The sequence below is a fragment of the Dyella sp. AtDHG13 genome (assembly GCF_003201105.1).
In the GTDB taxonomy this organism is placed as follows: Bacteria; Pseudomonadota; Gammaproteobacteria; order Xanthomonadales; family Rhodanobacteraceae; genus Dyella; species Dyella jiangningensis_B.
In genome coordinates this window covers 574,351-588,519 of the sequence record NZ_QICJ01000001.1, presented here as the reverse complement: position 1 = coordinate 588,519, position 14,169 = coordinate 574,351, and the positions used below count along the sequence as shown (strand labels likewise).

The 14,169-nt window shown below is 67.7% G+C and carries 9 protein-coding genes and 1 pseudogene; 5 read left to right on the top strand and 5 right to left on the bottom strand.

Annotation, left to right across the window (positions count from 1 at the left end):
* Positions 1 to 6 precede the first annotated feature (6 nt).
* The 3 genes and pseudogenes from BDW41_RS02545 to BDW41_RS02535 form a co-directional block, all read left to right on the top strand.
* Positions 7 to 4,107 (top strand): PAS domain S-box protein, encoded by a 4,101-nt coding sequence (locus BDW41_RS02545; protein ID WP_074547045.1) that lies wholly within the window; start codon positions 7 to 9, stop codon positions 4,105 to 4,107.
* 366 nt (positions 4,108 to 4,473) lie between these two features.
* Entirely contained in the window at positions 4,474 to 4,695 is a 222-nt protein-coding gene (locus BDW41_RS02540) for a hypothetical protein (RefSeq protein WP_199535250.1), read from the top strand.
* 429 nt (positions 4,696 to 5,124) lie between these two features.
* Positions 5,125 to 6,213 (top strand): annotated as a pseudogene (locus BDW41_RS02535) (nitronate monooxygenase); the annotation flags it as partial.
* 9 nt (positions 6,214 to 6,222) lie between these two features.
* Here the strand turns inward: BDW41_RS02535 and BDW41_RS02530 are convergent.
* Both BDW41_RS02530 and BDW41_RS02525 read right to left on the bottom strand, forming a co-directional pair.
* Positions 6,223 to 6,588 carry a hypothetical protein gene (locus tag BDW41_RS02530; protein ID WP_110301513.1) on the bottom strand — a complete coding sequence of 122 codons (366 nt, stop codon included), beginning with the start codon at positions 6,586 to 6,588 and terminating at the stop codon, positions 6,223 to 6,225.
* 122 nt (positions 6,589 to 6,710) lie between these two features.
* A complete protein-coding gene (locus tag BDW41_RS02525; protein ID WP_074547048.1) occupies positions 6,711 to 7,673 on the bottom strand; it encodes a helix-turn-helix domain-containing protein in 963 nt (320 codons plus the stop codon).
* A 118-nt stretch (positions 7,674 to 7,791) separates the two neighbouring features.
* Between BDW41_RS02525 and BDW41_RS02520 the strand changes: the two genes are divergently transcribed.
* Positions 7,792 to 8,415, top strand: a complete 624-nt coding sequence (locus BDW41_RS02520) for an isochorismatase family protein (protein ID WP_074547049.1) — start codon at positions 7,792 to 7,794, stop codon at positions 8,413 to 8,415.
* 16 nt (positions 8,416 to 8,431) lie between these two features.
* On the opposite strand, the gene BDW41_RS02515 is transcribed toward BDW41_RS02520, so the two are convergent.
* Positions 8,432 to 11,239 carry a serine/threonine-protein kinase gene (locus BDW41_RS02515; protein ID WP_074547050.1) on the bottom strand — a complete coding sequence of 936 codons (2,808 nt, stop codon included), beginning with the start codon at positions 11,237 to 11,239 and terminating at the stop codon, positions 8,432 to 8,434.
* Positions 11,240 to 11,305: 66 nt separating this feature from the next.
* Positions 11,306 to 11,875 (bottom strand): ECF-type sigma factor, encoded by a 570-nt coding sequence (locus BDW41_RS02510; protein ID WP_158536968.1) that lies wholly within the window; start codon positions 11,873 to 11,875, stop codon positions 11,306 to 11,308.
* 109 nt (positions 11,876 to 11,984) lie between these two features.
* Here BDW41_RS02510 and BDW41_RS02505 point away from each other — a divergent pair, with 109 nt between their 5' ends.
* Positions 11,985 to 12,920, top strand: a complete 936-nt coding sequence (locus BDW41_RS02505; RefSeq protein WP_074547051.1) for a hypothetical protein — start codon at positions 11,985 to 11,987, stop codon at positions 12,918 to 12,920.
* Positions 12,921 to 13,016: 96 nt separating this feature from the next.
* Here BDW41_RS02505 and BDW41_RS02500 read toward each other — a convergent pair whose 3' ends face one another.
* Entirely contained in the window at positions 13,017 to 14,126 is a 1,110-nt protein-coding gene (locus BDW41_RS02500) for an S-(hydroxymethyl)glutathione dehydrogenase/class III alcohol dehydrogenase (protein ID WP_074547052.1), read from the bottom strand.
* Between the last annotated feature and the right edge of the window lie 43 nt (positions 14,127 to 14,169).

Here is a 14,169-nt window from a genome sequence, read left to right as displayed (position 1 = left end):
CGCGCGATGAACCGCCTCTACGAACGCCTGGAACGCCTGCCGCTGCGGCGCCGGCTGGAGCTGGGCTTCGGCGGCATGCTGCTGATCGCCATCCTGCTGGGCGGGTACAGCCTGAGCATGCAGCGTGCGCAGAAAGAGCAGATCGGCCGCCTCTATCAGCAGGACATGCAAGGCCTGCTCCACATCGAAGCCGCGCGGGCGTCGCTGGCGGACGTGGGGCAGAACCTGCGCCAGGCCGCGCTGATGGGGCCCGGCGAAGGGCGCGCGGCGGCGCTGCGCGAGCTGAGCGCGGCGCAGGCGCAGGTGCGCAGCGAAATGGAGCTGGCCAAGCCCCGCATCTACCGTGAGGCCAACCAGCACAACCTCGCCGATTTCGAGGCCGCGTTCGCCGATTACTCGCGCCAGGTCGATGGCGCGGCGCTGCTGCTGCGGGCCGGCGACGATCGCGCACGCATCGCGGCGGATCTGATCGTCTCCCCTGATTTCCTGCAGGCGGCCACGGCCTCCCGCGATGCGCTCGACCGCATGGAAAGGCTGAAGCGGGAAGGGGCCAACGCCGAAGTGGGCGATGCCGTGGCGCGCTTCCATTTCGGCGTGCAGCTCACCCTCTGGTTGATCGTATTGGGACTGGGCGCGGGCGTGCTGTTCGGACGGCTGATCAGCCGATCGGTGCGCCGCCCCAGCGAAGGCTTGCGCAAGGCCCTGGAAGCGCTGAGCGCAGGCCGCCTGGACGTTACCGTGCCCTATACGGACTATCCCAACGAGGCCGGCGAACTGGCGCGCGCCATCGTCACGCTGCAGACGCAAGGCCGGCAGGTGGAAGTGCAGCGCTGGGTGAAGACGCATGTGGCCGAGATATCGCGAGAGCTGCAATCGATCACCGAACCGGACGAACTCGCCGACCGCTTCCTGTCGGCCCTGGCGCGACTGGCGCCCGTCGCTCACGCCGCGCTCTACGCACACGAACCCTTGGCGCGGCGTCTACGCCTGCAGGGAAGCTACGCCGCGGCGCTGGCGCGTCCGGTGTTCGCCGTCGGGGAAGGCCTGGTTGGGCAATGCGCGCTGGAAGAGCGCACCCTGGTCGTGTCGCCGCCACCGCCGGATTTTCTCAAGGTGACCTCCGGGCTCGGCGAGGCGCCGCTTGCCCAGCTGATGCTCATCCCCGTGCAGAGGACCGACCGCCTGCTGGGCGTCGTCGAACTGGGCACGCTCGCCGCACTCAGCGACGCGCAGCGGGAACTGATCGACGAACTGATACCCGTGCTGGCGATCAACATGGAGCTGCTCGAGCAGGCGTTGGACATGCGCCACCTGCTGGCGCAGAGCCGCGAGCATGCGGAGCTCGCCGCCAGCCAGGCGGCCACGCTCATCGAGAAGACGGCGGCGCTGGAGGCGACGCAGCACACGATAGAGGCGGCGCGCGCGTGGTATCGGGGCATCATCGAATCCGCGCCGGACGGCATGATGATCGCCGACCAGGAAGGCCGCATCGTGCTGGCCAATCCGCGTCTGGAGGCCATGTTCGGCTACGGCCGCGGCGAACTGGACGGCGTGCCGGTCGAGCAATTGGTGCCGCCGGGAACGGGCACGCAGCACGCCAGGTTGCGCACAACGTTCTTCTCCGAAGGCCAGAGCCGGCAGATGGGACGCGGCAACGCGGACCTGCGCGGCCGGCGCAAGGATGGCAGCGAGCTCTCCGTGGAGATCGGCCTTTCCTTTCTGCCGGAGCTCGACGGGCAGGGCCGCTGCGTCTGCGCCGCCGTGCGTGACGTGAGCGAGCGGCGCGCGATGGAGCTGGCGCTGGTGCACAGCGAGGAGCGGCTTCGGCAGATACTGGACAACAGTCCGGTGAGCATCGCCGTGTCCACGCAGGGACGCATCTGCTTCGCCAATCCGAAGTTCGTGGAGACCTTTGGCGTGGGCGTGGGCGACACCACGGCGCCGATGTACGTGGAAGCCGGCACGCGCGCACGCATATGGGCCAGCCTGGAGGGCGAGGGCAGCGTGTCCAGCCGCGACGTGCGCATGTACGACGCGCAGCGGCGTGAACGCGACATCCTGGTTTCCTTCCTGCCTATCGACTATGACGGCGAGCCCGGCGTGCTTGCCTGGCTCATCGACATCACCGAGCGCAAGGCGGCGCAGGCCGCCATGCAGCGCGCCAAGGAGGTAGCCGAGGAAGCCACGCGCACCAAGAGCCACTTCCTTGCCAACATGAGCCACGAGATCCGCACGCCGATGAACGCGATCATCGGCATGAGCCACCTGGCGCTGGAATCGGCCGCCGACGAGCGGCAGCGCGGTTACCTGCAAAACATCCAGCGCGCGGCGGAAAGCCTGCTCGGCATCATCAACGACATCCTCGACTTCTCGCAGATCGAAGCCGGGCGCATGCGCCTGGAACAGGTGCCGTTCGACCTGGACGACGTGATGGCGCACGTCGCCGGCATCATCGGCCTCAAGGCGGAGGAAAAAGGGCTGGAGCTGCTGTTCCAGTACCAGAACAAGCTGCCAACCGCCTTGATCGGCGACCCGCTGCGGCTGGAGCAGATCCTGATCAACCTGGTGAATAACGCGGTGAAGTTCACCGAGCGCGGCTCCGTGCTCGTCCGGGCCGACATGACGGCGGCAGACGAGGCGCAGGCGACCTTGCATCTTCGCGTCACCGACACCGGCATCGGCATGACGCAGGAGCAGTGCGAACGCATTTTCGAATCCTTTGTGCAGGCGGATTCGTCGACCACGCGGAAATACGGCGGCTCCGGGCTGGGCCTCGCCATCTGCCGCAACCTGGTGGAGCTGATGGGCGGCAGGATGTGGGTAGAGAGCACGCCGGGGCGCGGTTCCACCTTTCACGCCGAGGTACGGTTGCGGCTGCAGGCGGATGCCAAGGCGTCGCCGGCGCCAGAGGCTCTTGCGGGGGTGTCGCTGCTGCTGGTGGAAGCCAGCGATGCCGCAAGCGGCGTGCTCGCGGCCATCGCCCGCGGATGGGGGCTGGCGGTGGATGTCGCATCGACGGCGGAAGTGGCGCGTCAACGCATGGCGCAGGCGCGCCGTGAAGGGCGGCCCTATCGCGTGCTGCTGATCGATGCGGCCGTGCCCGCATACGAGTCGGTCGCCGACGATGCACGGCAGGGCGAGCAGGTGCTGCTGATGGTTTCGCCATATCGGCGCGCCTCGGACGATACAAGTACGCCTGCGGCCACGCGCCATCCGCTGCTGGTCAAGCCGGTATTGCCGCATGCGCTGGGCAGTGCCCTGGTCCGTCTGACAGGCAGCGCGGCCGCATCCGATCGACCACGCCAGGATCGGACAGCACGCGCCAAAGGCATCGACACCACGGCGCTGGCGGGCAGGCGCGTGCTGCTGGTCGAAGACAATGACCTGAACCGGGCATTGGCGACGGAGTTGCTGCAACGTCACGGCATCGAGGTGGTGGAGGCGCACAACGGCCGCGAAGCGCTCGAGGTGCTGTCTGCCGACGCCCGTATCGATGGCGTGCTGATGGACTGCCAGATGCCGGTCATGGACGGCTATGCGGCCACGCGCGCCATTCGCGGCGAACTGCGGATGGCCGACCTTCCCGTGATCGCCATGACGGCGGACGCCGCGGCGGAAGATCGCGAAAGGGCGCTGGCGGCTGGCATGAACGATCACATGGCCAAGCCGCTCGACATCCCCGCGATGCTTGCCACCCTGGCGCGATGGATCACGCCGCGGTCCGCGCCTGCCGCAGCGACCAGGGGCGATGGGGAGCTTCCCGGGCTCGATCAGGCGATGGGCTTGCGCATCTGCGGCGGCAACGCGTCGCTGTATCGACGCCTGTTGCGCCTGTTCCTGCAGAACAACGAAGGCTTCGAGCAGGCGTTCAAGGCGTCACGCGACGGGAGCGATGCCACGGCGGCGTATCGCGCGGCTCATACGCTGCGCGGATCGGCCGCGAACATCGGCGCGTCGGCGGTGGCAACAGCCGCCAGCGACTTGCAGCAGGCCTGCAAGAGCGGCGCGTCTTCGCAGGACGTGGACCGCGCGCTGGCGAACGTCATGGCCGCGTTGCGTCCCCTGCTGGATGGCCTGGCCCGCATGGAGAAGGCCGATGTGCCGTAGATGCGCGCCGATGACGACGCTGTTCGTCGACGCAGCGGCGACAAGGCGTGACAGACGCGTGAAGATGCATAAGTTCCCACTGAACATTGGCCAGCATGTGCAAAAGGATGACATGCTATGCACATACGGTTGCCTAAACGGAAAAGACAATCGAAGGCGATAGTCGGTTGCGAGGCAACCATGCGCAAGAACGTGGCTGGCGACTCGCAACGCAGTCGGCTGGCGCGAAGGCCGCTGAACATGCCAGCGCAGTTTGGGAAGTGCGCGAGGGAATGCACGGCATACATTCGGTGCGGTGAGGAAGCGGCACGTACGAACAGGGCGTATGCAGGTCCTGATCAATCCGAAGTCCCACGGAGGTGAAACATGATGCTTTCAGTCAAGAAATTGGGTGTGCCCCTGGTGCTGGCGGCCGCGACGCTGGCCGGTTGCGGCAATCAGGGCGGCAACGACAACGCAACGCCGCCGGCGCCTGCAAGCACCGCCGCGCCGGCACCTGCCGCGCCGCCAGCCGCACCGCCCGCACCCGCTAGCACGACCCCGGCACCGGCGCAGAGCTCGCCTGCGCCTGCGACCACCACGCACTGACGTAGTCGGTTGCAACCTGGAACGGAGCCGTCCGCCGCGTTGGCGGACGGCTCTGCGTGTCTTCGTATCGACCGCACGTTTGCGTGATGCCATCTATCGAAATGGCAACGCTGCGCTGACTCCATGGTGACCCTTGCCTCGACGCCGGCGGCTAAGCTGAGGCTTTCCCCTGCGGAGGTTCGCCATGCCCACGGGTTTCCATTGCGCATATCCGCCATGCCGCTGCTACGTCGACAAACCGGGCGAGTACTGCAGCGCGCATTGCCGGCAGGCCAAGGCGGCGGGAGACGCCGACACGCAATGCCATTGCCATCATCCGGCCTGCACCGGGCGCGCTGAGGAAGATCAGGACGGTTCGGCTGACTGAGGGTGCCTGCCGCTTTGGCATGACATCTCGGGCGCGTAAAATTCGCCTCTGTCCCTACACGGCAGGAGCGATTCATCATGGCGACCGACGCGTCTTCCCGCTTGCTCGAGGCCGTCGGCATCCGCGTGCCCATCATCCAGGCGCCGATGGCCGGGGTTTCCTCGCCCGCGATGGCGGCGGCGGTCAGCAACGGTGGCGGCCTGGGCTCGCTGGGTGTCGGTGCGATGACGGCGGACAAGGCGCGCGACACCATCCATGCCTTTCGTCAACTGAGCAGCGGCCCGCTCAACGTCAATCTGTTCGTGCATCGTCCAGCACATGCCGACGCGGCGAAAGAGGCTGCCTGGCTGGCGCGGCTCGCGCCGGCATTCGAGCGCTTCGGTGCGAAGCCACCGCAGGCGCTGACGGAAATCTACACCTCGTTTCTTGTCGATGACGCGATGCTTGCCATGCTGGTGGCCGAGCGTCCGGCCGTGGTGAGCGTTCACTTCGGCGTGCCGCGGCCGGATCAGGTCAAGGCGCTGCATGACGCCGGCATCTTCCTCATGGGCTCGGCGACCACGTTGCGGGAAGCGCAGGCTCTCGAAGCGGCCGGCATCGATGCCGTCGTGGCGCAGGGCTATGAAGCCGGCGGACATCGCGGCGTGTTCGATCCGGATGCCGATGACAGCGCGCTGGGCACCTTCGCCTTGACGCGGCTGCTGGTTAAGCACATCGGCGTTCCGGTGATCGCCAGCGGCGGCATCATGGACGGCGCTGGCATCGCCGCCGTTTTGAAGCTTGGCGCGGCGGCGGCGCAATTGGGCACGGCCTTCGTCGGCACCGATGAATCGCTGGCGGACGCGGGCTACCGCAAGGCGCTGGCGAGCGATGCGGCCCACGCCACCGTGATGACGCGCGCCGTGTCGGGGCGGCCGGCACGCAGCCTGGCCAGCCTGTTCACGCGCCTTGGCACTGATGTGCAGGATGCCGACGTGCCGGACTACCCGATCGCCTACGACGCGGGCAAGGCCTTGAATGCGGCAGCGCGCGCAGCCGGCGAATCCGGCTATGGCGCGCACTGGGCCGGGCAGGGCGCGCCGATGGCGCGGACGATGTCCGCGGGCGCGCTGTTGCAGACGCTGATCGAGGAATGGCGAGCGGCCTCCTGATCGCGCGCATCAATGCGGCGTGGCTTCCATCTCAGGTAGCGCGGCAAAGCGCACCGAGGCATCGAGCGGGCACATGTAAGGCGCGATGGCGTCGATGAGTTCTTCCGTGGCGTCGAAGCATTTGCCGAGCAGGCGTGTGAGCCGGCCCACGCCCAGGTGCGGATCCCACGCCGCCTGCGGATCCATCGAACGGATGTCGCGCACGTCGAACGCCACCTGGTCGAAGCCCGGCGCGCGCAGGCAGTACTGGTGCGCGAGCGGCTGCGCCGCCGATGCCTCGTCGTGCTTCAGGCGCAGCTCCGCGACGCTGAACTGCCACTCGCCACGGCGGAACACGTGGAATTCGTTGTGCGGTACGAAGCGAGCGGGGAGCATGTCGGCCTCCATCGATGAACCGCGTTGCGCGGCGGTCGGATGGCGGCAGATTGCCCGAGCGGGTGAAGGCAACACATAAGACGAATCCTAAAACGGCAGGCGCACCGTTTCCGTCGCGGCCCTCAGCACGATACCGGTTGCGCGCGGAATTGCCGCCGATAGCTGGCCGGGGAAATCGAGAACGCGCGGGTGAAGTGCTGGCGGAACGACACGGTCGATCCGAAACCCACGCTTTCGGCGATCTGGTCGATCGAGCGGCGACTGGTCTCCAGCAGGCGCTGCGCCGCCGCGAGACGATGGTGAAGCAGCCAGGGAATGACCGTGCTGCCGGTCTTCTTGCGGAAGTGGCGGCTGAACGTGCGCACGCTCATGCCGGCGTGAGCGGCCAGCTTCTCGACGCAAAGCGGTTGTTTCAGGTGTGCGATGGCCCAGTCCAGCGTCTTGCTCAAGGCGTCCGGTGCATGGTCTTCATGCACGGGGTTTTCGATGTATTGCGCCTGGTCGCCGTGGCGTTGCGGCGCGACCACCAGGCGTCGCGCGACGCGGTTGGCGATGTCGGCACCCAGGTCCTTGCGCAGCAGGTGCAGGCAGCAGTCGAGCGCGGCGGCCGTGCCGGCCGAGGTGAGCAGGTCGCCTTCGTCGACATAGATCGCATGGCGGTCCAGCGTGACGCCGGGATAAGCCCGCTCGAACTCCTCCGCCCACGCCCAGTGCGTGGACGCCGTCCTGCCCTCGAGCAACCCGGCTTCGGCCAGCACGAAGGTGCCCAGGCACAGGCCGACGATGCGGCTTCCGCGTGCATGCGCCTGCCGCAGCGCGCGCAGCAGCGCTTCCGGCGGACGTTCGCCCGGCGTGCGCCACGCGGGCACGATGATGGTGTCGGCCTTGCGCAGCGTGGCCAGGCCGTGTTTCACCTCGATATCGAAGCCGGACATGGTGGCGACGCGCCCGCGGCGTTCGCCGCAGACAAACAGGCGATAGCGCGGCGTGCCCAGCTTGAGCAGGTCGTCGCCGAACACGATGCAGGGCACGGAGAGGTGAAATGGACTGATCCCGTCGAAAGCGACGACGGCAACGGTGTGCATGGGTGTCACCAGAGGCAAGGTTGGCCGAATCCCATAGCATATTGTCATTTCTGCCACTGTTGGCGCCGGCGCCAACCGCCGACCATGGCGGCCTCCGACCTGACCAGAGGACCATGCCATGACACATTCCACCATCCGCACGATGATCGGCGCCTGCGCGCCCAAGGCCCTGGCGCCGGCCCGCACGGCGCTGCTGGTCATCGATTTCCAGAACGAATATTTCGATGGGCGCTTGCCCATTCCCGACGGCCGCAACGCCTTGCGCCACGCACAGCGCCTGATCGCCCACGCGGACGCAGCGGGCATGGCGGTGTATCACGTGCGGCACGTCACGCCGGCAGGCAGCCCGGTGTTTGCCGAAGACAGTGCGACATCCGCCTTCCACGAGGGTGCGCAACCGGCCGCGCATCACCACGTGGTCAACAAGAGCGAGGTCAGCGTGTTTGCAGGCACGGACATCGACCGCCGGCTGAAGCAGTCCGGCATCGATACGCTGATCGTGACGGGCCTGATGACGCATGCCTGCGTGGCGGGCGCGGCGCGCGACGCCGTACCGCTGGGCTACGGCGTGATGGTGATCGGGGATGCCTGCGCCACCCGCGACCTGGACAACGCCGACGGCGGTAGCGTGCCGCATGCCATGCTGCATCGCGCGGCGCTGGCGAGCATCGAGGATACGTTCGGCGACGTTCTCACCACCGATCAGCTGATCGGGCTGCCACTGACCGCGGCGCAGGCCTGAATATGCCGCGCGCCGCTCAGCGGGACCGGGGCGCGGCGGCCAGCAGGCGCATGGCCGCGTCGCGGTCGGTGTTGGGGCCAGGCTCGGCGCGGGCCAGCAGCAGGCGCGCGTCGCCGCGCAGGTTTCCGCTGCTGACCTTGTCGCCGAGTGCGGCATCGGCCTGCGCGAGATCGGCTTCGATGCGCGCCACCAGCACGTTCGTGTTGGGCGAGTCGGCATGGGCTGCCGCGAGGGCGGCATCGAGCTGTATCGCTGCCTCTCTATGTCGGCCGAGCGCCTGCAACGCATCGGCGTAGACCATCCGGGCACGGATCGCCTTGTCCGACTGCTCGTCCGACAGATCGGCGTACATGCCCACGGCTTGCGAAGCCAATGAGGCGGCGCGTTCCTGTTCGCCCATAGCCGCCATGAGCTCGGCTTGCACGGCCAGCGCGAAAGCGGTGTCGGGATGCGCGTCGCGATGGCGGCGGCGCGCCTCGGCCAGCGCGTCTTCCACCTGCGTGCGCGCTTCGTCGAGATGTCCGCGCGCGATGAGCATCTGGGCGAGATAGGTGTGGTCGTAGGCGCGGCCGTTGTCGATGTAATCCACGCCAAGCGTGCGCTGCCTGCGCTCGATCGCATCGCGCATGCCTGCTTCGGCTTGCGCGTAGGCGCCCTGGCGGAAGCGGATCTTGGCGATATTGCCCAGGCTTATCGCCTCCTGCGAGGCCGAGGCGGGTTTGAGCGCCTCGTCGATGGCGATCGACTGCGTGTAGAAGGCCTGCGCTTCGTCGAGACGGCCTTCGACCATATAGACGGCCGCGAGGTCGTTCATGTGCCACGCGGTGTGGGCATTGGGATGCGTATACGCGGCGGCGTCGATGGCCAGCGCATCGCGCATCAGCTGTTCGCTTTCGCCGTAGCGGCCCAACTGCACCAGCGCGCCGGTGAGCAGGGTCATGGTGTCGGCGACGTCGGCGTGACGGTTGCCCAGGTGACTGCGCTTGCGCGCCAGTGCTTCGCGCAGCAGCGGCTCGGCGCGCTGCGGCTGGCCGGCATCCTCGAAGATCCAGCCGAGGTTGAGCACCGCTTCGGTCAGCGCCTCGCTATCGCCGGGCAGGACGCGGCGGGCCAGCGCCACGTCCTGCTCGCCGACCTCGATGGCCTTGGCCGATTCGCCCAGGCGCTCGTCCAGGCCCGCCAGCCACGCCAGCGCCTGCACGGCCTCGGGCGAGTCGCGTTGCGGGCCGGCCTCGAAGGCATCGACGGCGCCCTGCAGGCGGGCGGTCGCTTCGCGCACGCGGCCCAGTTCGTCCGCTTCCTTCGCGAGCAGGTATTCGATGTGCATGGTGCGCCGGTCGGTGACGCCGAACTGCGTCTTCGCCAAGGCGGCGGCTTCTTCCAGCGGCTGCCACGCGCGTTCGGGATGGCCGCTGCGGCGTTCCAGGTCGCCCACCAGCGCCAGGATTTCCGCGCGCAGCGCCGGCTGCGTGGCGAAGTCGCGGTCGGCGCGTTCGCGGCCTCGCGCGAGCAATTCTTCGGCGGTTTCGTTGGATTCGGTGCCATGCGTGGCGCTGTCGAACAGTTCCTCCATGAAGGACTTGAGCGCATCCGCGCGCCGCGCTTCGCCGGACGCGGCGATGGCCTGCGCGCGCGCGTCCTTCGCGGCGTGCCGCGCGAGGCGCGCCTCGTGCAGGCCGAGCACCGTTGCGCCCGCCAGTACGCCCGCGATGACGATGCCGATGGAAACCGCCAGCGTGTGGCGCCTGGCAAAAGTCAGTGCGCGGTAGGCGAGCGTGTCCGCACGCGCCTGCAGCGGCTTGCCGTCCAGATAGCGCTGGATGTCCTCGCCCAGCGCCGCCGCGCTGGCGTAGCGCCGCGCGGGATCGGCGCGCGTGGCTTCCTGCACGATGGCGTGAAGGTCCACGCCCAGGGTACGGCGCAGCGCATCGTCGTCGAACACCGAGGTCTTCACGTCCGCCTGTTCGTCGCCGCGATGCGGCTGCTGGTCGCCTAGCAGTTCGGCGAGTAGGACGCCCAGGGCGTAGACGTCGATGGCCGTGGTGGCCGCATCGCCGGCCAGCTGTTCGGGCGCAGCGTAGGAGCGGGTCAGGCGGCGAGCTTCGGTGCGCGTGCGTTCGCCGTCGCCGGTAAGCAGCTTGGCGATGCCGAAGTCCACCAGCTTGACGCGGCCATCCGCCCCCACCAGCACGTTGTTCGGCTTCAGGTCGCGATGCACGATCAGGTTGCGGTGCGCGTGGTCGACAGCCGAGCACACATCCAGGAACAGGGCCAAGCGTGCATGCGTCGGCAGCGCGTGCATCGCGCAATGCGATACCAGGTCGGTGCCGTCGACGAATTCCAGCGCCAGGAACGGCGTGCCCGCTGGCGAAAAACCCGCGTCCAGCAACTGTGCGATATGCGGATGGCGAAGGCGCGCAAGAATGCGTTGTTCTCGCAGGAAGCGCCGCCGTTCGTCGGCGTCGTGCACGTCGATGCGCAGCAGCTTCAGCGCCACGGTCTGCGGGCCACCGGGGAGTTCGCGCTCGGCTTCGAACACGCTGGCCATGCCGCCGGCGCCGACGAAGCGCAGCACGCGGTAGCCGTCGATGGCGGGCAGCGTGTCGGCCGAGGTGTCGGCGAGCGCGGGCAGCCATTGGCCCATGCCACGTTCGAGCGCCTCCGTGCCGGGCGCGTTGTCCAGCGCCTGCGTCACCAGCGTGCGCAGGGTGGCGTCGTCGCAGTGCTTGCGCAGCCATTCGGCCCGCTCGTCGGCGGGCACGTCGAACAGCTGGTCGATCAGCGGTTCGATCTCAGGCCATCGTTCGGCGAAGACGGAGTTCATCGGCGGCGCGGGTTCCTCGGTGTGCCTATCCCTAAAGCGTATTCAGCGGGCAGATTCCGACATGGCTTACGCATCGGGCATCAGGCAGGCGCTGAGGAAGGTGCGCGCCTTGAGCCAGTCGCGTTCCACCGTGCGCGCGGTGACGCCCAGCGCCTCGGCGATTTCCGCGCTGGACAGGTCGGCGAACAGGCGCAGCTCGGCCACGCGGGCAAGCCGTGCATCGGTGTCGGCGAGCCGGGTCAGCGCCTCGTCGATGGCAAGCACGTCGAGCATGTCCGGCGACGCGCGCTCCGCGGTCAGCTCCGGCACCTGCCGCTTCTGTGCCTTCCTGCGACGCGCGTGGTCGATCAGCAGGTGGCGCATCACGCGGCTCATGTAGGCATACAGGTGCGCGCGATCGGCGAAGGCCAGCTCGTCGCCGGCCACCAGCTTCAGGTAGGCCTCGTGCACCAGGGCGGTGGTCTGCAGCGTGTGGGCGGGCTCGTGGGCGCGCTGGTGCTGTGCAAGGCGGCGCAGGGTGGCGTAGATGCGCGGGATCAGCGTGTCGAACGCTGTGGCATCGCCGTTGGCGGCGCGCGATAGCACCTGGGTGATCTGCGGTTCCGCAGGCATGCGCGTCGAGGTTCCCACGGTCATGTCGCTATCGGCTCCCTTTTTGCGCTGTAAGGGGAGATGGCCCAGTACGGAACGATCACAGACCCAGGGAATGCCATCGCCCGTCGCATCCAAGAGAGGCATAGAAGTCATGTCGAATCATCGCGCTACGTACGGCCGGCTCACAAGGGCCGCGGTTGCTTTCGGGCTGGCCTTCGCCAGCCTTGCGGGTGTCGCCTTCGCCGATGGCACTGAGCCAACGCCTGGCAGCTACACCTATCAGACGCTCGACGTTCCCGGTTCGTCGCAGACCATTTTCTGGGGCATCAACGATTTCGGCGACCTGGGCGGCCAGTTCGCCGTCAACGGCGGCACCGCGCATGCCATGGTGTATCGCCACGGCCGCTTCGAACAGCTCGACCCGTCCATGCTCGGCACGTACTTCAGCGCGGCGGGCGGCCCCAACGACCTGGGCAACACCTATGGCGCGTATGCCGATGCCACCGGCACGCAGCATGGTTTCGTGATCAACGGCAAGCGTTTCGAGACGGTGGATTTCCCCGGCCATCTCAACTCGAACGTGGACGGCTACAACGAGTTCGGCACCATCCTGGGCGTGTACTGGGATGCCGACGGCGCGTTCCACGGCATCCTGCGCCGCGGCCACGGCTGGGACACGCCGTTCGACGTGGCCGGCTCGGCGGAGACGTATCCGCTGGGCATCAATGACCTGAACCAGGCCGTGGGCTACTGGGACACCAATCCCAAGGCGCCGCAGCCGCACGGCTTCTATCGCGACGCGAATGGCAGCATCACCACGGTGGACGTGCCCGGCGCCAGCAACACGGTGGCGTTCGCCATCAACGACGTGGGCCAGATCGCGGGCTACTACTGGAGCTCCACCGGGCCGCTGCATTCGTTCGTGCTGACGCAGGGCAAGTTCGTGCAGCTCGACGTGCCGGGCGCGACGGGCACGGCGGTCACCACCATCAACAACTTCGGCGTGGTGTCCGGCTACTACCGCGATGCGAACCATCAGCAGCATGGCTTTATCGCCACGCCGACCACGCTGTCGCATCAACACTGAGCGGGAGGAGGGCTTCGCCAAGGAGGCGAAGCTCTCTTTTGCCATACGCGAATGGATCCATCGACGGCCTTGCGCCGTCGATGGATCACGCCTGCATCAAAAATGCACGACGGTGCGGATCGACTTGCCTTCGTGCATCAGGTCGAAGGCTTCGTTGATGCCGGCGAGCGGCTTGGTGTGCGTCACGAACGGTTCCAGTTCGATGCGGCCGGCCATGGCGTCCTCCACCATGCCCGGCAGCTGCGAGCGGCCCTTCACGCCGCCAAAGGCGGTGCCCAGCCATTTGCGTCCCGTCACCAGCTGGAACGGGCGCGTGGAAATTTCCTGGCCCGCGCCGGCCACGCCGATGATCACCGACTGGCCCCAGCCGCGATGCGCGCATTCCAGCGCGGCGCGCATGACGTTGACGTTGCCGATGCACTCGAAGCTGTGGTCCACGCCCCAGCCGGTCATCTCCACGATCACCTGCTGGATGGGCTTGTCGAAGTCCTTGGGATTGATGCACTCGGTGGCGCCGAAGCGGCGCGCCAGCTCGAACTTGCCGGGGTTGGTGTCGATGGCGATGATGCGGCCCGCCTTGGCCAGCTTCGCGCCCTGAATCACGGCCAGGCCGATGCCGCCCAGGCCGAACACGGCGACGGAATCGCCTTCCTGCACCTTGGCGGTGTTCTTCACCGCGCCGAGGCCGGTGGTGACGCCGCAGCCCAGCAGGCAGACCTGTTCCGGGTTGGCATCCGGATTGATCTTGGCGAGCGACACCTCGGCGACCACCGTGTATTCGCTGAAGGTGGAACAGCCCATGTAGTGATAGATCGGCTGCCCGTTGTAGCTGAAGCGGCTGGTGCCGTCGGGCATCACACCCTTGCCCTGCGTGGCGCGCACGGACACGCACAGGTTGGTCTTGCCGCTCTTGCAGAACAGGCACTCGCCGCACTCGGCGGTGTACAGCGGGATCACATGGTCGCCCGGCTTCACGCTGGTGACGCCTTCGCCCACTTCCACCACCACGCCCGCGCCTTCGTGCCCGAGCACCACGGGGAACAGGCCTTCCGGATCATCGCCGGACAACGTGAATGCATCCGTGTGGCACACGCCGGTGTGGGTGATCTTCACCAGCACTTCGCCCTTGCGGGGCGGCTCGACGTCGATCTCGACGATCTGCAGGGGCTGGCCCGGTCCAAACGCAACAGCGGCACGTGATTTCATGAGAGTCCTCGAAGCAGGGGAAACAGGTGGCGCCGCGTCAACA